The sequence below is a fragment of the Deinococcus multiflagellatus genome, assembly GCF_020166415.1.
Classification (GTDB): domain Bacteria; phylum Deinococcota; class Deinococci; order Deinococcales; family Deinococcaceae; genus Deinococcus; species Deinococcus multiflagellatus.
The window spans coordinates 29325-53433 of record NZ_JAIQXV010000014.1 but is presented as its reverse complement, the minus strand read 5'-3'; the positions used below and the strand labels follow the sequence as shown (position 1 = coordinate 53433).

The 24109-nt window shown below is 68.1% G+C and carries 20 protein-coding genes and 1 tRNA gene; 10 read left to right on the top strand and 11 right to left on the bottom strand.

The window, feature by feature from the left end:
• Positions 1-2: 2 nt before the first annotated feature.
• The 6 genes from K7W41_RS15565 to K7W41_RS15540 all read right to left on the bottom strand — a co-directional run bounded on the left by K7W41_RS15565 (position 3) and on the right by K7W41_RS15540 (position 6758).
• Positions 3-404, bottom strand: a complete 402-nt coding sequence (locus K7W41_RS15565; protein WP_224610321.1) for a globin domain-containing protein — start codon at positions 402-404, stop codon at positions 3-5.
• A gap of 444 nt (positions 405-848) precedes the next feature.
• Positions 849-1622, bottom strand: coding sequence for an ABC transporter permease (locus K7W41_RS15560; protein ID WP_224610320.1), 774 nt, complete (start codon positions 1620-1622; stop codon positions 849-851).
• A gap of 40 nt (positions 1623-1662) precedes the next feature.
• Positions 1663-2601 (bottom strand): ABC transporter ATP-binding protein, encoded by a 939-nt coding sequence (locus K7W41_RS15555; RefSeq protein WP_221088187.1) that lies wholly within the window; start codon positions 2599-2601, stop codon positions 1663-1665.
• Between the two features lie 240 nt (positions 2602-2841).
• The gene (locus K7W41_RS15550; RefSeq protein WP_224610318.1) at positions 2842-4275 is read right to left on the bottom strand and encodes a superoxide dismutase family protein; all 1434 of its coding nucleotides are present in this window, start codon (positions 4273-4275) and stop codon (positions 2842-2844) included.
• On the bottom strand, positions 4275-5513 hold the full coding sequence (locus K7W41_RS15545) for a PQQ-dependent sugar dehydrogenase (RefSeq protein ID WP_224610316.1): 1239 nt from the start codon (positions 5511-5513) through the stop codon (positions 4275-4277). The genes K7W41_RS15550 and K7W41_RS15545 overlap by 1 nt, the downstream gene beginning before the upstream one ends.
• A gap of 396 nt (positions 5514-5909) precedes the next feature.
• Complete coding sequence (locus K7W41_RS15540; protein WP_224610315.1) at positions 5910-6758, bottom strand: 1,4-dihydroxy-6-naphthoate synthase; 849 nt, start codon at positions 6756-6758, stop codon at positions 5910-5912.
• A 96-nt stretch (positions 6759-6854) separates the two neighbouring features.
• On the opposite strand from K7W41_RS15540, the gene K7W41_RS15535 reads away from it, so the two are divergent.
• From K7W41_RS15535 to K7W41_RS15525, 3 genes are all read left to right on the top strand, one after another.
• On the top strand, positions 6855-7385 hold the full coding sequence (locus K7W41_RS15535; RefSeq protein ID WP_224610313.1) for a DUF6174 domain-containing protein: 531 nt from the start codon (positions 6855-6857) through the stop codon (positions 7383-7385).
• A gap of 75 nt (positions 7386-7460) precedes the next feature.
• Positions 7461-8429 carry a thioredoxin-disulfide reductase gene (gene trxB, locus K7W41_RS15530; protein ID WP_224610311.1) on the top strand — a complete coding sequence of 323 codons (969 nt, stop codon included), beginning with the start codon at positions 7461-7463 and terminating at the stop codon, positions 8427-8429.
• 196 nt (positions 8430-8625) lie between these two features.
• The gene (locus tag K7W41_RS15525; RefSeq protein WP_224610309.1) at positions 8626-9141 is read left to right on the top strand and encodes an HD domain-containing protein; all 516 of its coding nucleotides are present in this window, start codon (positions 8626-8628) and stop codon (positions 9139-9141) included.
• A 123-nt stretch (positions 9142-9264) separates the two neighbouring features.
• Here the strand turns inward: K7W41_RS15525 and K7W41_RS15520 are convergent, their stop codons facing one another.
• A complete protein-coding gene (locus tag K7W41_RS15520) occupies positions 9265-9744 on the bottom strand; it encodes an FKBP-type peptidyl-prolyl cis-trans isomerase (RefSeq protein ID WP_224610307.1) in 480 nt (159 codons plus the stop codon).
• A gap of 107 nt (positions 9745-9851) precedes the next feature.
• On the bottom strand, positions 9852-10958 hold the full coding sequence (locus tag K7W41_RS15515) for a CAP domain-containing protein (RefSeq protein ID WP_224610305.1): 1107 nt from the start codon (positions 10956-10958) through the stop codon (positions 9852-9854).
• A gap of 58 nt (positions 10959-11016) precedes the next feature.
• Between K7W41_RS15515 and K7W41_RS15510 the strand changes: the two genes are divergently transcribed.
• Positions 11017-12207 (top strand): molybdopterin molybdotransferase MoeA, encoded by a 1191-nt coding sequence (locus tag K7W41_RS15510; protein ID WP_224610303.1) that lies wholly within the window; start codon positions 11017-11019, stop codon positions 12205-12207.
• 66 nt (positions 12208-12273) lie between these two features.
• Here K7W41_RS15510 and K7W41_RS15505 read toward each other — a convergent pair whose 3' ends face one another.
• Both K7W41_RS15505 and K7W41_RS15500 read right to left on the bottom strand, forming a co-directional pair.
• A complete protein-coding gene (locus K7W41_RS15505; protein WP_224610300.1) occupies positions 12274-13743 on the bottom strand; it encodes a glycoside hydrolase family 13 protein in 1470 nt (489 codons plus the stop codon).
• Between the two features lie 77 nt (positions 13744-13820).
• Complete coding sequence (locus K7W41_RS15500) at positions 13821-15134, bottom strand: HD domain-containing protein (RefSeq protein WP_224610298.1); 1314 nt, start codon at positions 15132-15134, stop codon at positions 13821-13823.
• A gap of 123 nt (positions 15135-15257) precedes the next feature.
• On the opposite strand from K7W41_RS15500, the gene K7W41_RS15495 reads away from it, so the two are divergent.
• From K7W41_RS15495 to K7W41_RS15485, 3 genes are all read left to right on the top strand, one after another.
• A tRNA-Ala gene (locus K7W41_RS15495) sits at positions 15258-15332 on the top strand.
• A 407-nt stretch (positions 15333-15739) separates the two neighbouring features.
• Positions 15740-15970, top strand: coding sequence for a hypothetical protein (locus K7W41_RS15490; RefSeq protein WP_224610296.1), 231 nt, complete (start codon positions 15740-15742; stop codon positions 15968-15970).
• Between the two features lie 17 nt (positions 15971-15987).
• Positions 15988-17361 carry a deoxyguanosinetriphosphate triphosphohydrolase family protein gene (locus tag K7W41_RS15485; RefSeq protein ID WP_224610295.1) on the top strand — a complete coding sequence of 458 codons (1374 nt, stop codon included), beginning with the start codon at positions 15988-15990 and terminating at the stop codon, positions 17359-17361.
• 79 nt (positions 17362-17440) lie between these two features.
• Here K7W41_RS15485 and K7W41_RS23805 read toward each other — a convergent pair whose 3' ends face one another.
• Entirely contained in the window at positions 17441-17623 is a 183-nt protein-coding gene (locus K7W41_RS23805) for a tyrosine-type recombinase/integrase (RefSeq protein ID WP_224610293.1), read from the bottom strand.
• Positions 17624-17830: 207 nt separating this feature from the next.
• On the opposite strand from K7W41_RS23805, the gene K7W41_RS15475 reads away from it, so the two are divergent.
• The 3 genes from K7W41_RS15475 (at position 17831) to K7W41_RS15465 (ending at position 23844) form a co-directional block, all read left to right on the top strand.
• The gene (locus tag K7W41_RS15475; protein ID WP_224610291.1) at positions 17831-18112 is read left to right on the top strand and encodes a YiaA/YiaB family inner membrane protein; all 282 of its coding nucleotides are present in this window, start codon (positions 17831-17833) and stop codon (positions 18110-18112) included.
• Positions 18113-18182: 70 nt separating this feature from the next.
• Entirely contained in the window at positions 18183-19313 is a 1131-nt protein-coding gene (locus tag K7W41_RS15470) for a PQQ-dependent sugar dehydrogenase (RefSeq protein ID WP_224610289.1), read from the top strand.
• A gap of 142 nt (positions 19314-19455) precedes the next feature.
• On the top strand, positions 19456-23844 hold the full coding sequence (locus K7W41_RS15465; protein WP_224610287.1) for an SNF2-related protein: 4389 nt from the start codon (positions 19456-19458) through the stop codon (positions 23842-23844).
• Positions 23845-24109: the final 265 nt, after the last annotated feature.

The window sequence follows — 24109 nt, the reverse complement described above, 5'->3', positions numbered from 1 at the left end:
GCTCAGTCGCCGGGCGTGTTCACCATATGCACGGCCACGCGCGACAGCGCCGCGTACAGCTCGCGGGCCTCGGCCTCACCGATTTCGGGGCTTTCACGCAGGGCCGCGTTCATGCAGGCCAGCCACGCGCGGGCGCGCGCCGGGGTGATGGGAAAGGGCAGGTGGCGGGCGCGCAGGCGGGGGTGCCCGTAGCGCTCGTGGTATAGCGGCGGGCCGCCCAGAAAACCCGTCAGAAAAGCCAGCTGTTTCTCGGCCGTCTCGGTGAGGTTTGCCGGGAAGATGGGGGCCAGGTCCGGGTGCGCCGCCACATGGCCGTAAAAGCGCGTGACCAGCGCCGAGAGCGCCTGTGGCCCAAGGCGTTCGTACAGGCTGCCGCCAGGATGCAGCGAGAGGGGAGCCGTCATGGGGTCAGGCTAGCGCGGAGGGGCTGGGGCAATGGTTGGGTTCGACCGGATGTCGAGACCATTCGAAAGTCAGGCAAACCGTCGCGACCTCTCCTCCAATGGCCCTGAGCCGTGCGACAAACGCTCCACCACGCACGGCGGCGAGGGAGGCCCTCCGAATGAAGCGGCCTTTGTCAGTCTGTGGCCAGCCCGGACCGCGCCACAGGGCGTTGCAGAAGGCACCAAGGCTGCGCCCGAAGCCAGAATGCTTCACTTGCACGCCCTGCACAGACGCCGCCTAGAGCGCCTGCTCATCCCAGACCCCGCCACAGTCCACCACTTTGATCTGACCCCCATGCTGTCCAGGGTTCAGCTCAGCTTGCGTGATCGGCTGAGCCCCCATCCTGGGGCCAAAAAAAGCCGGTGCCGTGTCTGGGCACCGGAGCAGCAGGTTTTGGCCCCGCCCTACACGTCGCGGCGGTCGAAGGCGAAGATGCTCATCAGGCCGAAGCCGGCGGTGTAGATCAGGAGGAGCACCACCGAGGTCAGGATGTCGCCCTGCTGCACGTACAGGTTCAGGTGGCTGGTCAGCAGAATGCGCTGAATAGCGTCGGGCAGCACCACCAGCAGCCGCATCACGATCAGGGCGGCAAAGGTCGCCAGGGCGGCGGCGGCCGTGTTCAGGTACAGCACCCCGAACAGCAGCGAGAGTGCCGCAATCGGCATCAGCACCACGCCGGCCAGCAGCGAGCCGCGCAGCACCTCGGCAAAGGCGGCGTCCGGGCTCAGCTGGCCCACGCCCACAAAAAGCCCCGGCCCCAGGCCCGTGCCCCCGGCAAAGCTGCCAAAACCCAGCGGAATCCCCGCAATCAGCGAGCCCAGCACCGTGGTGAAAATCAGCAGGAAGGGATAGGTCAGCGCCACGATCAGCTTGCTGGCAATCACCTTGGTGCGGTCCACCGGGCGCAGCAGCAGCGGCGCCAGCGTGCCCTGCGCCACCTCGGAGCCGATCATCTCGGCCACCGTGACGGCAATGAAAAGGGGCAGCAGATACCCGATGGTCACGCCGATGCTCACGGCGGGCAACTGCCAGCCGCTGGTCAGCTTGACCTGAATCAGCTGGTCCAGCCGGGGCGCAAAGGCCCACAGCAGCGGCAGCAGGAACGTGACCAGCAGGGCCAGCCGCACGCTGCGCGCACCGAACAGCTTGCGGAATTCCAGGGTCAGCAGCGTCAGCATGGGGCGCTCCGGGGCATGGGCAGGGGGGCACGGTCAGTCATCAGGCTTGCTCCACACGTTCGCGGTAGTACTCGTACAGGTCAAAGTGGTCCGGGCTGGCTTCAAAGACCCGGATGCCTTCCTGGTGCAGGTGACTCAGGGCATCGGGCACGCGGGCTTCGCCGCCCAGGTGGGCGATGGCGTAGGGCGTGCGGGTAGACACGCGGCGCACAAAGGGCAGCCGCTCCAGCACCGCCGCCGCGCCCACCGGGTCGTCCACCCGAAAGCGGTAGGCCGCCTGCCGGGCGCGCAGGTCCACGGTGTCCACCAGTCGCCCGCCGGTCAGGATGCCCACGGTGTGCGCGTAGGTGGCGATCTCGCGCAGGTGGTGGGTGGAGAGCACCACCGCGCAGCCGCTGGTGGCGAGGCTGGTCACAATGCGGTGAATCAGGCCGATGCCCAGGGGGTCCAGGCCGCTGGTGGGCTCGTCCAGAATCAGCACCTTGGGCTCGGCCAGCATGGCGCTCGCCACCCCCAGGCGCTGGCGCTGGCCCAGCGAATATTCGCCCACCTTCTTGTCGGCCATGCGGGTCAGTTCCAGCAGCGCCAGCACCTCGCGGATGCGGTCGCGGCTGATGCGCCGCCCGCCCGGGGCCATCGCCGCCAGATTGGCGTGCACCTGCAGGTTCTGCGTGCCGGTGAACTGCGGATAGAACTTGGCCGGGGCCTCCACCACGGCGCCCAGGTAGGCGCGGGCCCGCTGGCCGTCCAGATGCACGTCGCGCCCCAGCAGCCGCACCTCGCCGTCCGACGGAAAGGCCAGACCCGTCATGGCGCGGATCAGCGTGGTTTTGCCCGCGCCGTTGGGGCCGGTCAGGGCGTACACCTCGCCGGGCATGACGGTCAGGTGCACGTCCTCCAGGACGCTGTTTGAACCGTATCTCTTGTACAGCCCCCGCACCTCGATGGCTGGGGTGGCTGGGCCACCTTGTTTCGTCACCTGCCCAGCGTAACTCACGATTTGGTGCGGCGCTCTTACAAGTGGCTCATGGGGGGCGTGGGGGTGGACCGTGGAGCGTGGTGAAGAGGCGGTGCAGGGACGGTGCATAGACCGGGCGCGGGCATGGGGCACGAGGAAAAACCCCCGGCCAGTTGGGGCCGGGGGAAGAGGAAGCGTCTGTCGTGGCCCTGCCTCAGCGGGCGCGCGGGCCAGCCGCAGGGTTTCTCTGCGTGGCGCGGCTCAGAACTTCTTGAAGCGGGTGAGCTTGAAAGGCGTCTCGGGGGTGCCGCCCTGCAGCTTGTCCAGCTGCGACTGCGTCACCACAAGGTCGCCGCCGACCGCCGCCAGGGTGGCGGGGAAGCGCAGGCCGGTCACGGGTTCTTCGGCCACCAGGGTGCCGGCTGTGTAGTCGGCGTTCAGGTTGACCTTGCTGACCACCTGATCCTTGTTGCGCGCCACGTACAGGGTGCGGCCGTCCAGCAGCAGGCCGTCGCCGTTGACCAGACCGCCCATCACCTTGCGCACGGCCCTGGTGCGCAGGTCAATGCGCCACAGCTCGCCGGTGTTCAGCTGAATGGTGAGCAGCGCCCGGCCATCCGGCGTGGCGACGATGCCGTTCAGGTTGATGCCGGGGCCGTACTTGATCGGCGTGCCGCCCAGCTCCAGCCACGCGCTGAGCTTCAGGTCCGGGCCCACGCGGAAGATCACGGGCCGGAAGGAGTCGGTCACATAGGCCGAGCCGTCGGGGCCGAAGGCGAGGTCGTTGATGAACTTGTTGGGCGACTTGGGCGTGTCCAGAATCGCCAGCGGGAAGCCGTCTGGGGAAAAGACACTGATCTTGCCGGTTGCCCCGCCTGCGGACCATACGCGGCTCCGGGTGTCCACCTTCAGGCCCAGTGAGGAGGCCCGGCCCTGGCCGCCGCCCTCGTTGAACTTGCTGACCGCCCCAGTGCTGGCATTGATGGCATAGATGGTGCCGGTGGCCGCGCTGCCCGTGAACAGCAACCCGCGCTTGGCGTCGTAGGCCACGCCTTCAGGAAAGTCCTGTGGGCCGGGCAGCGGGTAATCCCGCGCGCTGTAGTTGTCGCGGGTAATCACGCCGCAGCGTTCGCGCGGGCCCGTCATGCCGGCGGGGTCACTCTTGTAGTCGTCAGGGCGGGCATGAATCACCAGTGAGCGGTTCAGCACGCCGTTCATGCCAGTCAGGCTGGACTTCTGGGTGGTAAAGGTGGCGGTGCCGGTGCCGTCGGCGCCCACGGTCAGCATGGGCAGGTCGCCGCCGTGGCCGTACTTGTTCCCAGCCTGGGGGTCGTCGTGGTTGCGGCTCATGCCGGGGTCAAAGTGGCCGCCGGCGCCGCCAAAGGGCACCACGGTGTTCGTGGCCGGGTCAATGCCCGGGGTGCAGCGCCCGAACTCGTGGATGTGCATGCCGTGCTGCCCCGGCGTCAGGCCGGACACGCGGACGGTGACGCGCATGCCCATCCCCTGCTGCTCGAAAGTGGCGGTGCCCAGCACCTGCCCGGCCGCGTCGCGCAGGGCGGCCGTGGCCTTCAGGGGTGTGCTGGCGGGGGCGGCCATCGCCCCCATGTTCATGCCGCCGGCCAGCGCCGCACCTGCCGCCGCGCCCAGTGCCATCAGCCCCAGCAGGGCCTGTTTGGCAAAAGCCCTTCTCATCACTGGCCTCCCGTGTACAGCACGCGGTAGAGCACGCCGCTCTGGTCATCGGTGAACAGCAGGCTGCCGTCGGTGTAGGTCGCCACGCCCGCCACGCGGCCAAACTGTTTCCACAGGCCGTCCTGGGCGTCCTGGAACACGAAACCGGTCACGAAAGGCTCAATGCGCTCGGGCTTGTTCTGGGCGTCGAACACCAGCCGGGCAATCTCGTAGCCGCTGGGCTCTGCGCGGTTCCACGACCCCCGGTAGGCGATAAAGGCGTCGTTGCGCATCTCGGCCGGGAACTGGGTGCCGGTGTAGTAGTTCAGGGCAATGGCGGCGGCGTGGGCGGTGTAGTTCAGCACGCTGCCCTGGGTGCCCGCGCAGTAGGCCTCCTTGGCCACCTTGCCAGGAATGTTGCCCACGTTCACGTACGGGTCGGGCTGCTTGTCGCCGTAGCAGAAGGGCCAGCCGTAATTCTTGCCGCGCTCGATCACGTTGATTTCCTCGGGCGGGATGTTGTCGCCGTGCCAGTCGCTGCCCTGGTCGGCGCCGTACAGCACGCCGCTCACCGGGTGCCAGCCAAAGCCAATGGTGTGGCGCAGGCCCCGGGCGTACACCTCGCGGGTTTTGCCGTCTGGGGCAATACGCAGAATGGTGGCTTCTTCGGGGTTGGGGGTGGGGGCGTCGTTGTTGGTGGAGCCAAAGCTGGCGTACAGGTAACCGTCCGGGCCCCATTTCAGGGTGCGGGCGGGGTGCTGCCCGGCGTCCGGGAAGCCGTCGGCAAACACGCGCGGCACGCTCAGGGTGCCGTCCCGGGCCATGTCCATCACCCAGATGGTTTTCTCGCCCACGACGTACAGCTTGTTGTCTTTCACATCCAGGCCGTGCGCCAGCTTCAGGTTCTGGGCCACCTGTTTGCGCTCGGTGGCCTCGATCTTGCCGTCCTTGTTGACGTCTTTCAGGTACCACACGTCGTTCTGCTGACGGCGGGTGAGGTAGATACCGCCGTCGGGCATCACGTAGAGCATGCGGGCGTTGCCCAGGCCGGTGGCCATCACCTTCAGGGTGAAGCCGGCAGGCACCTTCAGCCGCGCCAGTTTGTCCGGGGTGAACTCCAGCGCGGTGGGCTCGTTGCGCGTGGCCGTCACGGTGGCGGGCGGCTCCGAGGGCGGCAGGGGGCGGGGCGTGGGGGGCGCGCTCTGGGCCAGGGCAGAGGCGGTGAGCAGCGCACTCAGGGTCAGCAGGGAAAGACGCATGCAAGGACCTCGGGCGGCGCGAGCACCAGAAATCGCCCCCGAACAGCCTGGGCCCCGGCCAGCAAATGCACGGGCAGAGGAAGCACTGAGGAAGGCGGCGCCGCGCCGGACGTAGAACGAGGCCAACTTAAGGGCCACCCCAGGGGCACAGTGGGGGCATGCATACCTTCTGAGCGCCGCTTTAGCGTGGTCTCAAGGTGGGCTGAAGGCCAGCTTCAGGCGCCACCGGCCGTTGAACGGTCAGGCCGTGTGTCTCCGAACCAGCCAGAGCCGCACTGGATGTTCCCCACCGCCAGCCCCTTCCAACGCCAATTGCCAGCGATCCTTCTCCTCCCTGCCGCGCCGTGCTGCGAGTCCCTCCGGTTGGGAATATGCCGGAACTTCTTGGAGGCCGGATCAGCGCACGAACAGGGGCAGGGCACTGGGGGCCACCGCGCCTGCTGCCACCGCCCGGCGGTGCAACTCCTGCACGGCCCGCTCGCCTTCTTCGCCCACGTCGAGGCTGAAGGCGTTCACGTACAGGTCAATGTGTGCCTGCATCACCTCCTCAGACAGTTCGGCGGCGTGCTGGCGCACGTAGGCCTTGGACGCCTGCGGGTGGGCGTAGGCGTACTCCAGGCTCTGGCGCACCGCCTCGTTCAGTTGACCCTGCAGGTCGTGCGGCAGGTCGCGGCGCACCAGAATGGCGCCCAGGGGCAGCGGCAGCCCGGTTTCGCCTTCCCACCACGCACCCAGGTCCAGCCGTTTGTGCAGGCCGTGCTGCGGGTAGGTAAAGCGCGACTCGTGGATGATCAGCCCGGCGTCTATACGCACGCCGTTCCATTCGCCGCGCGCCACCGCCGGCATGATCTCGTCGTAGCGGGCGCGCAGCACCTGCACACCGGGAAAGACCAGCCGCAGCAGCAGTTCGGCGGTGGTCAGCGCGCCGGGCGAGAGCACCGCCGCGCCGTTCAGGTCCTGCACGTCTCCGCGCGTCACGATTAGGGGGCCCACGCCCCGGCCCAGCGCGCCGCCCGACCGCAGCGCCACGTAGCGGTCCATCACCTCAAAATAGGCGCGGTAACTGATCTTGGTCATGGGCAGGCGCCCGGCCACCGCCCAGTCGTTCAGGGTCTGCACGTCTTCCAGCACCTCGCGCACCGGCAGCGGCGAAGGGGTCAGCCCGGCGTGCAGGGCGTGAAAAATAAAGGTGTCGTTGGGGCACAGCGAATACCCCAGGTCGAGGATGGGGGGCGGCGTGGTCATGGCGCTCAGGGTACGCCCCGGCCCCCGGGACCTTGGACCGCGCCTGCTGAAGGCCAGCTTCAAACGGCGTGCGGCCGGACCCGCTAGCCTGAGGCCATGTCTGCACCCCTGCGCGTGGCCCTGCTGAGTCTGAGTGTGTGTCTGTCCCTGGCCGCGCCGCTGGCCCAGGCGGGGGGTGCGGGGGCGCCGGGTCCGGCGGCCGAGGGCTGCCGCCCAGGCTTTGTTCGCCCTAACTTTGCGGCGCTGAGCCGCGAACTGGCCCAGGCCCGGGCGCGCTGGGCCGCCCAGGGCCTGAGCGCCTACAGCTACGAGGTGCGGCAGGTGGCGGCGCCGGTGCTGTTGCCCGCCACGCGGGTAACGGTTCGGGACGGCGCCGTGGTGGCGTTGAATCTGGTGCCCGGCGAGGCAGGTCAGCCCAGCCCGCTGGCCCGGCTGACCGTAGAGGGCCGTTTTGACAGCCTTGCCCAGACGCTGCGGTATCAGGCCACGTTGCCCTGCCCAGAGGTGCGGATTCGCTACGACCCGGCGCTGGGCTTGCCGGTGTACCTGTACAGCGGCCGGGGCGACAAGGGCATCGCAGACGGTTTTGGCGAGTGGACCGTCTCGCGCTTCACTCCACTGCCCTGAAGATCTGAAGTACTTTAAAAAACAAACTGTGCATGGCTGACCATCCCGAATCGTGGCCGGTGGTACGCTTCATCCATGACGGGCAACACCCACACCTATGACGTGGTGATCGTCGGCGGCGGCCCCGCCGGCCTGACCGCTGCGATTTACACCGGCCGCGCCAGCCTGAAAACCCTGATTCTGGAAAAGGGCCTGCCCGGCGGTCAGATCGCCCAGACCGAGGAAGTCGAGAACTACCCCGGTTTCCCCGAGCCCATCAGCGGGATGGAACTCGCCAGCCGCATGCAGCAGCAGGCCGAGAAGTTCGGCGGCGTGATCGAGATGGACGAGGTGCAGGCCATCGTGCGCGACGAGCACGACCACGAGTACCCCTTCACGGTCACCGGCTACGGCGGCACCTACCGCGCCAAGGCCGTGATTCTGGCCACCGGCGCCAACCCCAAGCGCCTGAACGTGCCCGGCGAGGAGCACTTCTGGGGCAAGGGCGTGTCAACCTGCGCCACCTGTGACGGCTTTTTCTACCGGGGCAAGAAAGTGGTCGTGGTGGGCGGCGGCGACGCGGCTGTGGAAGAGGGCCTGTTCCTCACCAAGTTCGCCGACGAGGTCACCCTGATTCACCGCCGCGACACCCTGCGCGCCAACAAGGTGGCCCAGGCCCGCGCCTTTGCCAACCCCAAGATGAAGTTCATCTGGGACACGGCCGTGGAAGAAATTCAGGGCGACGACACCGTGACTGGCGTGCGGCTGAAGAACCTGAAAACCGGCGAGGTGACCGACATGGCCACCGACGGCGTGTTTATCTTTATCGGGCACGTGCCGAACACCGAGTTCGTGAAAGACACCGTCAACCTGCGCCCCGACGGCTACGTGGACGTGACCGACGAGATTTACACCAGCGTGCCCATGCTGTTTGCGGCCGGCGACGTGAGTGACTACATCTACCGTCAGCTGGGCACCAGCGTGGGCGCCGGCACCCGCGCCGCCATGAGCGCCGAGCGCGCCCTGGCCGCCCTGGAAGTGGAAGCCGAAACCGCCGCAGACTGACAGCGGCCTTCCGTTGCGCCCAGGGGAGGAAAGCATCCCCCTGAACGCCACGCCAACCGCTGTCTGTCGCGGTCACTCGCTTCGCTCGCTCCAGATGGCCTGAAGGGTTCACCTTCAGGTCATCTGGTTACCGCTATGGCTCCTGCCTGCCCCGTCCGTGCCCGGCGCGTGGGCGGGCTTTGCGTATCCTCTGGGTATGCCGCACCGCACCCTCAGCGCCCGCATTCGCCGCAAGGTGAATGGCTACCGCGCCAAGGCCCGTCGGCTGTGGCGCTCCATGAGTCCCGAAGACGCCCAGCCCGACGACGCCTGGGCCCAGCGCCACCTGACCGGCGCCGAGGCCCGCGTGTACCAGAGCATGGACCCCCGTGACCGCGAGCACGCCTGCCGCGTGGCCCGCCACCTGCTGCGCGAGCACCCGCAGGTGGACAGCGAACTGGTGGCCGCCGCCCTGCTGCACGACTGCGGCAAAAGCCTGCGCCCCTACTACCTGTGGGAGCGCGTGGCCGTGGGCCTGATTCCCAACCGCCTGACCCGCCTGCTGCCGCCCGTGGGCGCCCTGGGTATCCGCGCCCACCACCCCGAACTGGGCGCCCGCCTGCTGGCCCACGCCGGTGCCCGCCCCCGCGTGGCCCGCCTGGTGGCCCGCCACCACCACCCCGGCGGCGACCCGGACGCCGCACTGCTGCATCTGTACGACGATCAGGAGTGAAGGGGCCATGGGCTCTGGGCCATGAGCCATGAGGAACCCCGAAGCTTATGGCCCACGGCTCAGAGCTCACGGCCAGAAAAGCGCCCCCATCCCGTACAGGTGGGGGCGCTTTTCCTTCAGCCTTCAGTCGTGCTGGTGATCGCCGTCGGCGTGGGCGTGGCCGTGCTCCAGTTCCTCGGGGGTGGCGTCGCGCACGCTGACCACCTTCACGTCGAAGTTCAGGGTCATGCCGGCCAGGGGGGGGTTAAAGTCCACCTGCACGCGGTCGCCTTCCACGGCCATCACGGTAAAGGGCATCACGCTGCCGTCTTCGGCCTGGGCGTAGTAGGTGGCGCCCACTTCCACATCGTCCTCGAAGTCTTCCAGCGACAGTTCCTCGACATTGTCCTCGTCGCGCTCGCCGTAGCCATCTTCGGGGGCCACGGTGACCTGCAGGCTGTCGCCCGCCGCCTTGCCTTCCAGGGCGCGTTCCAGGCCCGGGATGATGTTGCTGTGGCCGTGCAGGTAGGTCAGCGGCTCGCCGCTTTCGCTCTGGTCAATCACTTCGCCGTCCACGGTGAGCGTGTAGTCGAGTTCGACGACCTTGTCCTGGGTGATGTTCATGGGGTCTCCGTTCCCCGGCCCGCCAGAGAAAGCGGGGGCGGCCGGGTGGGCGCTGGGGCCTGGGCGGAGTCTACCAAGGGGGGAGGGCGGGGTGCGGCGCTCCGCGCTCAGGGCCCAACGCGAAAAGCCCAGCCCACCGGGCCGCGCGCCGTGTCAAAGCGCACCTTCACCTGCGCGCCCTGGGGCAAAGGGGCGTGGGGCAGCAGCACCGCAGCGCCCTGGGCCGCCAGAATCTGCCGCCCGGCGCGGGTCTCGCTGGCATTGGCGCCCTGGAAGGTCTGGGGGGTCAGCAGGCAGGCGGACTGCGGGCGCGCGTTCACCCACACCTGCGCCGAGCGCACCGCCGGCCCATCCGGGCCCAGCAGCAGCGCCACCGGGGCGCCCGGCGTCCCCGCCAGCCCCGCGCAGCCAGCGGTGGGGTCGGGCCATTCACCCGCCGCCGCCGGGCCACCCGGGCCCGTCGCCCCGGGGGCCGGGTAGCGCACCGGGTAGCGCCCGGCGGCCTTGCCCAGGCCCCTGCGCACGTCCAGCACCACCGCCGTGCGCAGGGCGCCGCCCCCGTCGTGGGCCACGCCCAGCGCCACCTGGGTCAGGCGGGGGTCCAGCAGCTGCGGCAGGTGAAACGCGCCGCTGGCCCAGTAGCCCACCGCCCGGTCCGCGCCGGAATCCGCCCGCGAGGACACGAAGTAGTGCCCCGGCGCGCAGGCCTCGCCCGCCGCGCTGTGGTAGGGGCTTTTCGGGTCCTGGCGGTGCTCGGCGCGGTCCTCACGCACCAGATAGCGGGCGTGGGCCGCGCACCCGGGCGCCCACGCGGCCTGCAGCTTCACCGGGGCCATGCCCGCGCGGCGGCGCACGGCGTTCAGGGGGGCCAGGGCGGCGGGGCTGGGGGCAGCAGGACTGGCCGACGGGGCCGACGCCGCCCCGGACGGCGCCGGGGGCGTCAGAAGCGTTCGCGGGGGCTGTGGGGCTGGCGCCGCCGTGGCCTGCGGGGTGCCCGGGGAGATGGTGGCGACGGGCTCCGGGTGTGGTGGTTTATCGGCCGGTACCGCCGCGCCCACCTGGATTGGGGCCGGCGCCGGCTGGGCCACCGGCCTGGCCTCCTCCTGTTCCGGCCACCAGCCGGCCTGTTGCAACCCCCACACCCCCAGGGCAAACAGCCCCAGGGTCCAGGCCAGCGCCAGCAGCGCCCGACGCAGCCACCACCACGCGCCCATGCCCCAGGGTAGGCCGCGCGGGCCCGTGCTGGGTGCGCCGCGCGCCTATCCTGCCTTCATGACCCGGCCCGACTTTCCCATGCACGTCACCGTGCCCCAGGCCCGCGCCCATCTGGCGGCCCTGCTGCCCACGCTGGGCCACGAAACCGTGCCGCTGGCGCAGGCCGCTGGCCGCACCCTGGCCGCCGATCTGCCCGCGCTGGTCAGCCACCCCAGCGCCACCGAGAGCGCCCTGGACGGCATTGCCGCCCGTGAGGCCGACACCCTGCTTGCCCGCCCGGAGGCCCCGGTGCGCCTGCGCATGGTAGGCGAGAGCCGCGCGGGGGTGCCCTTCGCCGGCAGCGTGGGCCCCGGCGAGTGCGTGCGCATCTATACCGGCGCGCCGCTGCCGCCCGGCACCGATGCCATCTGCCCGGTGGAACAGCTGACCGAGGACGGCGCCGACCACGTAGCCCTGCGGCGCCCCGCCCGCCCCGGCGATGTGCGCGCCGAGGGCGGTGACTTCCGCGCCGGGGACGTGGTGCTGCGGGCCGGCACACCCCTGACCCCGGCCCGGCTGGCCCTGGCCGCCGCGCTGGGCCACGCCGAGGTGCCGGTCAGGCGCCGCCTGCGGGTGGCGCTGCTGTCTACCGGCGACGAGGTGGTGCTGCCGGGCCAGCCCCTGCGCCCAGGGCAGGTGTACGACTCTAACAGCGTGGGCCTGCGCGCCCTGCTGGCCGAGTGCGGCTGCGAGGTGATGCCTTTGGGCCACGCCCCCGATTCCCCGGCCGCCCTGGCCGCCACGCTGGAACAGGCGGGCGGCGCCGACCTGCTGCTGAGCAGCGGCGGGGTCAGCATGGGCAGGTACGACTTTCTGCGCGACCTGCTGCTGGAGCGCGGGCAGGTGAGCTTCTGGAAGGTGCGCATGCGCCCTGGGGGCCCCGCCCTGCTGGGCCGCTGGAATGGCCTGCCCGTATTTGGCCTGCCCGGCAACCCGGTCAGCAGCCTCGTGGTGTTCGAGGTCATCGTGCGCCCGGTCCTGACCGGACAGGCGCCACACCCCCTGCGCCTGCGCGCGGCCACGCCCTTTGCTGCCCTGCCCGATAAAACGGCGTTCTGGCGCGCGGTGCTACGGGACGGCGCCGCGCACGACTACGGCGCGCAGGGCAGCGGCATCCTCCGGTCCCTCAGCGAGGCCCAGGCCCTGGTGGTCGTGCCAGAGGGGCAGGCGGTGGCAGCGGGGGATGAGGTGGAGGTGCTGCTGCTCTGAGGGGTTGTGGGGTGTGGGCTGTGGGTTGTAGGGGGAAGGAGAACCCCACAACCCACAACCGACGACCTACATCCCTTCTGGCACCAGCACCAGCGCGCCCCGCCCGGGAACACCCAGCGGCGTGTCGCCAGTCAGGTGAACCTCGCGGCCGGTCAGCACGTCGCGGTAGGCGCCGGGGCGCACGCCGGTAAAAGGCAGGTGCATCGTCTTCAGGCCCGCGTTCAGGCCCACGTAGGCGTCGCCGCGCTCGTGGCGCCGGGCGTAGACCAGCCCTTCGCCCTGCGCGTGGGTCACCTCAAAGGTGCCGTGACCCAGGGCGGGGGTGGCGTGGCGCGCGGCGGTGAGGCGGCGGATCAGGGTCAGGGTGTCCATGTTCCACTCGCGCTCGTCCCAGGGAAAGGCGCGGCGGCAGTCGGGATCGGGGCCGCCGGGCAGGCCGATCTCGTCGCCGTAGTAGATGCACGGCGCGCCCACGTAGGTCATCTGAAAGACCGTGGCCAGCCCAAACGCGCTGGCGTCGCCCCCCACCGCCGTCAGAAAGCGCGCGGTGTCGTGCGAGTCCAGCAGGTTCAGCTGCACCCGCACCACGTCCGGGTGGTACATCTGCGTGACTTCTGTCATGCGGGCGGCGAAGGCGGCGGCGTCCATGGGCTCCACGCGCCCGGTGCCGCTGCGCTCGTTCATGGGGTGGTCCAGGGTGCGCGCGCCAAAAAAGGCGAGGCAGGGCCGGGTGAAGTGGTAGTTCATCACGGCGTCAAACTGGTCGCCGGCCAGCCAGCGGTGGGCGTCGCCCCAGATTTCTCCCACGATGTAGGCGTCCGGGTTGATCGCCTTGACGCGGCGGCGGAACTCCTGCCAGAAGGCGTCGTCGTCAATCTCGTTGGGCACGTCCAGCCGCCAGCCATCGATGCCAAACCGGATCCAGTGCTCGGCCACGTCCCACAGAAATTCGCGGACGGCGGGCGTGTCGGTGTTGAACTTGGGCAGCGCGCGGTTGCCCCACCACGCCGCGTAGTTGGCGGGCTTGCTCTCGTCGTAGGCGTTCAGCGGCCACGCCGAGGGGTGAAACCAGTCGCGGTAGGCGCTGCCCTCGCCCTGTTCCAGCAGGTCGTTGAACTGAAAAAAGCCCCGGCTGGCGTGGTTGAACACGCCGTCAAGCACCACGCGAATGCCCCGGGCGTGCGCCTCGTCAAGAAGGTGGCGCAGCGCCGCGTTGCCGCCCAGCATGGGGTCCACCTGGTAGTAGTCGTGCGTGTGGTAGCGGTGGTTGGCCGCCGACTGAAACACCGGGCAGAAGTAAATGGCGTTCACGCCCAGCGAGGCGATGTAGTCCAGTTTGTCGGCCACACCCCACAGGTCGCCGCCCATGTACTTTTGAAAATGGGGGGCCGAGCCCCAGGGCTGCAGGTTCAGGCCCTCCACGCGGCCAGAGCGGGCAAAGCGGTCAGGAAAAATCTGGTAGAACACCGCGTCCGTCACCCAGTCGGGGGTCACGGGGTGCGGGGCAAGGGTCTGGTTCGGGCTGCGGGCTTCCATGTCGGGGGAGAGGATAGCGGCCCCAGGCTCTCGCGCCTCTGACAGCGGCACGATAGGCGGGACAGGGCAGAGGCCGGTCAGTGGTCTTCGGCCGGATGCGCCTGGGCCCAGCGCTGCACGAACGCCCGCGCCTCTTCGGGGGTGTGCACTTCGCCCAGGGCAGCGGCTTCGCCCAGAGCCCGCGCCGCCTGCCCCACGCGGGGGCCGGGGGGCACGCCCAGCAGCGCCATGATGGCCTCGCCGCGTAGTAGTGGGGGCGGGGGGCTGGGCTGGGCCTCCAGCGCCGCGAGCACCCGGTCCATCGCCTGGGCGTAGGCGCGGCGGCTGGCCTCGGAACTCGCCGGGCCACGCGCGGCCTCGCGGTCGGCCAGCATCACGCTCAGCAGGTCCGGTAGCACCTCGCGGCGGCGGTGCACAAAACGCCGGGCCTCGCGCTCCGTGGCCGGCAGCGGCACCATGTGCGCCCCCACCAGCGCCGCCGCGTGGCGGATGTCGTCGCCGGGCAGCTTCAGGCGGGTCAGGATCTGCGTGGTCAGGGCCGCGCCCACCTTGTCGTGGCCGTGGAAGGATTGACGCCCGGTGTCGGGATCGCGGGTATGGGTGCGCGGCTTGCCCACATCGTGCAGCAGGGCGGCCCAGCGCAGGGGCAACGGGGCGTGGGGCTGGCGGGCCAGCAGTTGGTGCAGCGCCTCTATACCGTGGTGAAACACGTCCAGATGGTGAAAGCCGCCCTGCCCCAGCCCCAGCCCCTCGCGCAGTTCGGGCACCGTCAGGGCCAGCAGCTCCAGCCCTTCCAGGCGCAGAAGGCCGCGCGCTGCCTCTGGGTGGGCCAGCAGGGCGTGCAGTTCGTCGCGCACCCGTTCCGGGGCCGGCAGGGGTAAGGCGCCGCGCGCCAGTTCGGCCGCCACCTCATGCACAGTGCGTTCCGTGTCGCCTTCCAGCCGGAACCCCAGCGTGGCTTCAAAGCGCGCCGCCCGCCACGCCCGCAGGGGATCGGCGCGCAGGTTCTGGGGCGAGACCATGCGCAGCCGCCGCGCCCGCAGGTCGCGCACGCCACCCGTGGGGTCCAGTACCTGCCCCGCCGCGTCTATCCCAATGGCATTCACCGTGAAGTCGCGCCGCCAGAGGTCGGCCTGCACGTCGCCCGGCAGTGGCACCAGATCGTGCTGCACGCCGCCCGGGGCATGGACCCGCCAGTAGCCGCGTTCGTCGTCCAGGGCAAAGGCCGCGCCCCCGGTGGTGGCCGCCAGTGCCAGCGCCGCCGCCCTGGGGTCGGGCACCGCCCAGTCGTAATCCTTGGCGGCCACCCCGCGCAGCCAGTCGCGCGCCGCGCCGCCGACCAGCAAGGCGCCGGGCGGAAAGGGTGGCAGGGGGGGGCGGCGGCGAAACATGGGCGCATGCTACGCGCCGCCGCTGCGGGTGGGCATCGGCCATCTGGCGGTGCGGGCAAAGGGGGGGACAGCCGCGCCGCGCTTGCCAAGCCCGGAAGGCTCTGCTACAGTGCCGGGCGCTGAGGGGGCTTAGCTCAGCGGGAGAGCATCCGCTTTGCAAGCGGAGGGTCTGGGGTTCGAATCCCCAAGCCTCCACCAAAGAAAAGACCGCGCCTAGTGCGCGGTTTTCTTTTTGGCTTTCCCTCCATGGGACGGTGCTGTGACCAACCATATCGCTATATATATATGTCAAACGAGTTAGACATTTAGTCGACCAAGCGTCTTACCCCCATTGTAGGTGTTAACAACTTCGGAGACAAGATTCGCCCCCTGGGACGATAAAAATTTCGAGTTAGACCACGTGAGTTTTAACGTCCCTGCTGAATATCTCACCTGATGTCGTCTGCAGAGACATATGATGCATAAGCACCAACTTTCGTTAACGAAAGTCCACAGCCGTGGTGGTGCTATGAATTCGATCCTAGTGGTCTCTGCCGGCCAAGGCTGCCCCTAGGTTTCTCGGTCATGGGTCCAACACGGACGATGGATCCGAGAGGAGAGAGAACATGACGAACAAGGAATTGCATGAACGCGTCATGCGAGCGACACAGCAAATGGTCCAAGTTCTTGAGGGTGCAGGTGGCCGCATGCCATCACAGGCACTGATGGATACCGTGGTCCAGAATAATCGGGGTACCCGAGCGGTTGACGCCGAACTGGCTATGTACTACCTGATGGATCAGAAGCAACTGGTACGCGTGCGTGATGGCGTGAAGTACACGGCAGCTGCCCAGTGAAGCAGTAAAATGGGGGTATGACCTCCAGAAATATTAGACTTCACACGCAGAGTTCCGGGGATGACCCCCGGAACTCTTTTCAGCGTGATCGCGATAGGATTCTCTATAGCGAGTCGCTCCGGCGTTTGGGCGGCATCACACAGGTGATCAGCCCTCATGACCATACGTTCCATAATCGGTTGACCCATACTATTGAGGTTTCTCAGATAGGACAGCGGATGGCTCAGTACCTCCTAAATGAGCTCCCTGATGGAGATAAGCGTAGGGAGCTCATTTCTCCTGACGTGGTCGAGGCTGCTTGTTTAGCTCATGATTTAGGTCACCCTCCCTTTGGGCATGTTGCAGAAAAGACTCTTGATAACCTGAGTATTGCTGCGGCCAAAGAGCGAGGTATCGAGAATTTTGAAGGGTTTGAAGGCAATGCTCAATCCTTCAGAATTGTGACTCGCCTAGCTCTTCGGAAACTTAACGTCCCTGGCCTTGACCTAACGCGAGCTACTTTAAATGCCATTTTAAAGTACCCTTGGCCAAGAAGTGGTCCTAAAGGAAGTTCCAAGTATAAAAAGTTTGGCGCATACAGGGATGATATGGAGGCCTACCGGTTTGCTCGAGAAGGAACACATGGGGAAGGCCATGAACCGAGATCTTTAGAAGCTCAAATTATGGATCATGCAGATGCGATTGCTTACGCGGTGCACGATCTGGTTGACTTTTATAAGGCTGGTCTAATTCCTATGCACTATTTGACCAGCCGAGAAGGAATGCAGGAGTTTTTTGATTCTTATTCGAAAGATATACTTGAGGGTACAAATATGAGCGCTGAGGATGCGCAAAAATACCTTCTTGAGAATATAGACTTTAGGCGTAGGCCTTATGATGGGTCACTTGAAGAGCAGTTGGCACTAATTAGCTGGTCGGGTGCGCGTATCAATCAGCACATTAGACCAAAAAGCATCACCGATGCGGAAGATCCTGGCCTAGAGGTCGATTGGGAACCAATGCGACTTGGTCACCCTCCTATTCTTAGGATACCTAGTGAAAAGCTTCTTCAGATTAATTTTCTGAAGAAGATTATATGGCATTACATAATTGATCGACCGCAATTGGGAACTCAACAGCACGGGATGCGTAAGATAATCAAAGGTCTCTTTGAAACTTACTATGAGACGATAATAACTCCTGAAATTGGGGATGAACGCATTATTCCTCAATCTTTACGGGGAATATTCGATGAAATCAAGGGTGAGAAAAACACTCGGGATGATCATGAGCGGCAGATCCGCCTTGCTGTCGACATTGTTGCGAGTCTATCTGATGGGCAAGCGCTTGAGATGTATAAGCGTCTAATCGGAGTAGATCCAGGGAAGATTACTGATTTCATAGCAAACTAATCTTCAAGAGATCAAAGGGGCAACTAAGTTGGCTCCTTTAGTTAAAATTCAGGCTATTTCAAAGAGAATTCGGAGCGGATTATGAGCCTACTAAGGTCAATGGCCCACTCTCGCTCTGATAGACCGGGCGGTACACGTTCGCTGTGAAGCTGGGCCGCGAATGCCCCAGCTTCTCGCTCACCACTTCCAGTAGCACGCCCTGGCGCAGCATCAGCGAGGCATGCGTATGCCTCAGCCCGTGCACCGTAGCCTCCTGTCCCATCTTGAAATGGGAAGGCTGAACTTCTTGCTTTGGGATTACGGAAAGAGGCGATATATCCGTAAGCAGCGCCTCGCCCCCGCCTTCCCTGTCATCCTCCGAAGGCTTACGCCCCTGCCGGCTGCACCCTGTTCACATTGGGCAGCGCCGCGCGGCCTGCCCTTCTACACTGCGGGTCAACCTGTTCCCTTTCCCTAAGGAGGCCCGCGCATGACCCAGTATGTAAACCCCGATCTGCAGGGCGACTCGCCCGCCTGGCTCAGTTTTATCTGGATTGCCTTTCTGGTCAGCCTCTGCCTGCTGCTGCTGGGCATCTACTTCATTCCGGTGAACTGGTGGATCAAGGGCTACCTGTACATGGGCACCCTGTTCCTGACCGCCAGCACGCTGACCCTCAGCAAAAGCCTGCGCGACAAGCACGAGCACGAGCGGCTGGTCAACCGCGTGAAGCACGCCCGCACCGAGCAGGTGCTGAGCAAGTACGAAAGCTGAGCCCGTCGTCCTTAAGCGCAGCCTGAGCAGCGCACCATCCCTGCCTCACCGGGCGCTGGTGTGATGGGGTATGACCCTCCGCGCCTGCGCCGCCCTGCTGACCCTGGCCCTCTCCAGTACTGCCTGCACCCAGCTGGGCACGGGAGCAAACCCTGCGCCGGGCACCCCGCCGGGCACGAGTGGTTTGACTGTGCCGGCGGACTTCTCGGTGTCGCTGTACGCCGAGGGCTTTAAAAAGCCGCGCCTGATGGAAGTGGCGGGTAACGGCGACGTGCTGCTCAGCGACACCGGGGCCGGCACTGTGTACGTGCTGCCCGACCGCAACCGCGACGGGGTGGCCGACAGCAAAGAGGTATACGCCAGCGGCCTGAACCAGCCGCATGGTCTGGCGCTGCACGGGGGCTTCCTGTACGTGGCGAACACCGACGGCGTGGTGCGCTTTCCCTACGCGGCCGGCGACCTGAAGGCCAGCGGCCCCGCGCAGCCGGTGGTGGCGCTGCCCGGGGGCGGCGGCCACTCCACCCGCACCGTGGTCTTTGGGCCAGACGGGCGCATGTATGTTTCGGTGGGCAGCACCTGCAATGTCTGCGAGGAAAGCGACGCCCGGCGCGCCGCCGTCTGGGTATACGACGCGGATGGCAAAAATGGCCGCCTGTACGCCAGCGGCCTGCGCAACGCGGTGGGGCTGGAATGGTTTGGTGGGCAGCTCTACGCCACCAACAACGGCCGGGACCAGCTGGGCGACGACCTTCCACCTGAAGCCTTCTGGCGCCTGACCGACGGCGGCTTTTATGGCTGGCCCTACTGCTACCCCACCCAGGCTGGGCAGCCGCAGGTGTGGGACAGCAATTTTGGCCGCCGCACCGCCGCAACCTGCACGGGCGCCGCCCCGGCCCTGGCACTGACCACCGCGCACTCGGCGCCGCTGGGGCTGGCCTTTTACACCGGTAAGACCTTCCCGGCCCGCTACCAGGGGCAGATGTTCGTGGCGCTGCACGGCAGCTGGAACCGCACGGAGAAGAGTGGCTACAAGGTTATCACCGTGGACCCCCAGAGTGGCCAGACGGCGGATTTCCTCACCGGCTTCCTGAAGGGCGGCGCGGTCAGCGGGCGCCCGGTGGACCTCGCCGTGGCCGCAGACGGCGCGCTGCTCCTCACCGACGACGGCGCCGGCAAGGTGTGGCGCATTCAGGCCCGCTGAGCCTTTGCCTACACCCCACGGCCCACAACCCACCTCCCTTTTTGCCAGGGCGCGCTAGACTCGGGGGCGTGTTTGTTCCCGCTGCACCGCCGCTCCTCGCTTCTGTGCCGGGACGGGCCGCCCTGCTGGCGCCCGGCGCCGCATGAAGCTCAGCCGACTGCCACCCGGTTTTGCGCTGGACACCGCCGCCCAGGGGCTGGCCCTGCGTGAAGAGGCGGTGCAGGACACCGTGCGCACCTGGACCGATCTGGGCTGGCACGCCGAGGCCAATGTCCACGACGACGGCGCGGTCTACCACGCCACCGTGGACCTGCTGCCGCCCCCGGACCCGCAGCTGCGCGGCTCCAGCTGCACCTGCGGGCGCTACCGCTGCCGCCATGTGGCCGCGCTGGTCCTCGCCACCGATCCTCCCCCCGGCCCCCGCCCGGTGCCCAAAGAGGTGCCGGCCGAGGCGCCTCCCACCGAAGAACCCCTGGACGCCCGCACCCAGCAGTGGCTGGCGTCGTTCAGCGAGACACAAACGCCGGGCCGGGGCCGGCAGTTCGAGCTGCGCTATGTGCTGCGGCTGCTGCCCCCGGCCACGGCGGGCGGCGGGCGGCGCGTGGCGGTCAAACTGGTGCGCCTGCCCCTGCGCAGCGCCGAAGGGCCCGACCTGCGCGGCGCCGAGCCCTACGCCCTGCCGCGCACGCTGTCCACGGCCCCTGCCTTTGCCCGGCGCGACGCGGGGCTGCTGCGGCTGCTGGAGGTGGCGGCCACCCCCACCCACGAACCCGGGCGCTGGCAGGAAGAGCTGCACGCCCTGAACGACCACCCGGCGGCCGATCTGCTGCTGGAGGAGCTGCTGGCCACCGGCCGCCTGTGCTGGGAGCGCCCCGAACAGCCCCTCACCCGGGGCCCGGTGCTGGCCGGGCAACTGGCGTGGCTCTCCGACGCCCGGGGCGCCCAGACGCCCACCCTGCATGTCGAGGACCACCCCGACGCTCAGGTGTTGCCGGCGCCCAAGCCCTGGGCGGTGCTGCCCGGTGCGCTGACGCTGTGCCGCGTGCAGACGGGCGCCCCGGCCGAAACGGTGGCCCGCTTTCTGTCGGGGCCCACCCTGCCGCCCGCGCAGGCGGTGGCGCTGGCCCACGCGATCACCGCTTCGGGGCTCAACCTGCCTATCCCGCACACGGTCCAGGTGCGCGAGGAGCGCCTGCCGTACACCCCGCAGCTGCACCTGCTGGCCCGGCCCGCCACCCACCACGCCTACAGCGGGGCCCGCACCGCCGTGACCCTCCCGGTGGCCGAACTGCGCCACGCATACGCGGGCCTGACGGTCCCCGACCACCAGGACAGCGGCGCGGGGCCGGCGGTGTTCCGAGGCGGGGTGCTCACCCGGGTCAGCCGCGACCCGGCCGCCGAGCGTGAAGCGGCGCGCAGCGTGGCGCTGGCCGGCTTCATGACCCTGGAAGAGGCGTACGGCCACGACTACACCCTGCCCGACGCCGAGCGCCTGCTGACCCTGGGCGACGAGGCCGCCTGGATGGCCTTTTTGCAGGGCGGCGGACGCGCGGACCTGGAAGCGCAGGGCCTGAGCATCCACCTGCACCCGGATTTTCCGCTGAACTACGCCGAAATCACCGACTGGTACGGCGAGGCCGACGACAGCCACGGCGGCTGGTTCACCCTGGACCTGGGGATTGTGGTGGACGGCCAGCGCCTGTCGCTGCTGCCCATCCTGGCCGACCTGATTGCCCGGCAGCCGCACCTCTTTACCCCCGAGGCCCTGGCCGAATTGCCCGACGACGAGGTGCTACACGCCGCCCTGGACGACGGCCGCCGCGTGGCCCTACCCGCCGGGCGGGTGCGCGCCATTCTGGGCGTGCTGGTTGAGCTGAACCTGCGCGACCTGCCCCCCGGGCCCCTGCGGCTGCCCCTGCTGGACGCTGCCCGGCTGGCGCAGCTGGAAGAAGCGGTGCAGGCCCGCTGGCTGGGCGCCGAGCGCCTGCTGGACCTGGGCCGCCGCCTGCGCGACTTTACCGGCGTGCGCGACGTTGAGCCGCCCCAGGGCCTGCGGGCCGAACTGCGTCCCTACCAGCTGCAGGGGGTGGCGTGGCTACAGTTTCTGCGCGAGTACGGCGTGGGCGGCATCCTGGCCGACGATATGGGGCTGGGGAAGGCGCAGCCCCTGGACGCCCGCGTGCTCACGCCGCTGGGCTGGCGCCGCATGGGCGACCTGCAGGTGGGTGACCATGTGATCGGCCGCGATGGCCGCCCCACCCGCGTGATCGGGGTCTATCCGCAGGGCCGGCGCCCCATCTACCGCGTGACCCTCACCGACGGCGCCAGTGTGGAGGTGGATGAAGAGCACCTGTGGGCGGTCAATACCCCGGTGCGCAAGCGGCGCGGCCTGCCTGAACAAGTGCGGACCACTGCTCAGATTCACGCCTCCCTGACCGACGCGGCCGGCAACCTGAAGCACTACCTGCCCCTGGTAGACGCGGTGCAGTTTGCGCCGCAAGACCTCCCCGTTGACCCCTACACCCTGGGGGCGCTGCTGGGCGACGGCCACCTGACCTACGGGTTGGGGATCACCTCCGAGGACGAACTGGTGGGCGCCCTGGCCCTGCCGGCGGGCGTGGAGGCGCGGCAAGCTGAACGGCTGACGGCGCGTGTCAGCACGTACCGCCTCGTGGCTGGAGGCCGCTGGACCCCCAATCCCCTCAAAGACGCCCTGCGTGCCCTGGGCCTGCACCGCTGCAACAGCCACACCAAATTCATTCCCGAACCCTACCTGCGCGGCAGTCCCGAGCAGCGGCTGGCGCTCCTGCAGGGCCTGCTGGACACAGACGGGCACGCGGGCGTGGTCGTGGAGTACAGCAGCGTCTCGGAGGCGCTGGCGCGCGGCGTGGTGGAACTCGTGCAGTCGCTGGGGGGCACGGCCCGCCTGCGGCGCAAGGCGACCACCCATGTGTACCGGGGAGAGCGGCGCACGGGGGAGACCTGGCGGGTGACCCTCAAGTTGCCACCGGCACTGGACCCTTTCCGCCTTGCGGCCAAGCTCGCCGCGTACCGGCGGCCCAGCAAATACCCGCCCAGCCGGGGCATCCGCACCATCGAGTACGTGGGTGAAAAAGAGGCGCAGTGCATCGCCGTGGCCGCCGCTGACCGGCTGTATGTCACCGAGGGCTATATCGTCACCCACAACACTGTCCAAACCCTGGCCCACCTGCTGCTGGAAAAGGAATCGGGCCGCGCAGACCGCCCCAGCCTCGTGGTGGCGCCCACCAGCGTGATTGGCAACTGGCAGGCCGAGGCCGCCAAGTTTGCCCCGGCCCTGCGCGTGCTGACCCTGCACGGCAAGGACCGCCGCGCGCTGTTTGCGCAGATTCCCGGGCATGATCTGGTGCTCACCACCTACCCGCTGCTGCCGCGCGACATCACCGAACTGGGCGCAGGCGAGTACCACCTCGTCATTCTGGACGAGGCCCAGAACATCAAGAACACGCGCACGGCGGCGGCCAAGGCGGCGGGCAGTCTGCCGGCCCGGCACCGGCTGGCCCTGACCGGCACCCCGCTGGAAAACCACCTGGGCGAGCTGTGGTCGCAGTTCAATTTCCTGGCGCCAGGGCTGCTGCACGACGAAAAGACCTTCCGCGAGCTGTACCGCACGCCCATTGAAAAGCGGGGCGAGGCCAGCCGCCGCGCCGCCCTGGCCGCCCGGGTGCGCCCCTTTATCCTGCGCCGCGAGAAGCGCGACGTGGCCCGCGAACTGCCCCCCAAGACCGAGATTCCGGTGCGCGTGACCCTGGACGGCGATCAGCGCGACCTGTACGAAACGGTGCGCGTGACCACCGAGGCGCGGGTGCGCGAGGAACTGCGCGCGCGCGGGCTTTCGCGCAGCACCATCGCCATTCTGGACGCGCTGCTGAAACTGCGCCAGGCCGCCACCGATCCCCGGCTGGTGAAGCTGGAGGCCGCGCGCGGCGTGCAGGGCAACGCCAAATTCGAGTGGCTGCAGGCCCACCTCCCCCAGATGGTCGAGGAGGGCCGCCGGGTGCTGGTGTTCAGCGGTTTTGCCACCCTGCTGCGCCACCTTGAAGACTGGCTGCGCGAGGAAGGCCTGCCGTACTCCATGATCACCGGCAGCACCCAGGACCGCCAGAGCCAGATTGACGCCTTCCAGAGCGGCAAAACCCATGTGTTCCTGATCACCCTGAAGGCGGGGGGCGTGGGCCTGAACCTTACGGCGGCCGACACCGTGATTCACTACGACCCCTGGTGGAACCCGGCCGCCGAGGACCAGGCCACCGACCGCGCCTACCGTATTGGGCAGGACAAGCCGGTGTTCGTCTACAAGCTGATTGCGGCCGGCAGTGTGGAGGAGCGCATTCTGGACCTGCAGGCGCGCAAGGCCAGTCTGGCGCGCGGGGTGCTGGACGGCGGCCTTAGCGACGCCACGCAGCTCACCGCCGCCGACCTGGACCGCCTGTTTGCCCCACTGGAAGACCTGGAACTGCCCGGACCAGCCGAGGTGGTGGAGCAGGGCTGAGGGGAAAGGGCCAGGCAGCGTGGAGCAATGCTTTGACCCTGGGCTGAAGGTGTCCACTGCCCCGCCTCCACCCGCGCCCAGCCACCTCCCCGCACTGTGTAGACAGCCGCCCGCGTGACGGCCGGCGCCCGCCAGCCCCGCCGCGCTATCCTGCTTGCCATGACAGCCGGCATGTGGTGGTGGCCCAGTTTCGCCTGGGACTGACTGCTGTTGCCGTTTTAAGCCGCGCCCAGGTGGACTGTAAGCCACCGGGCGCTTTTTCATG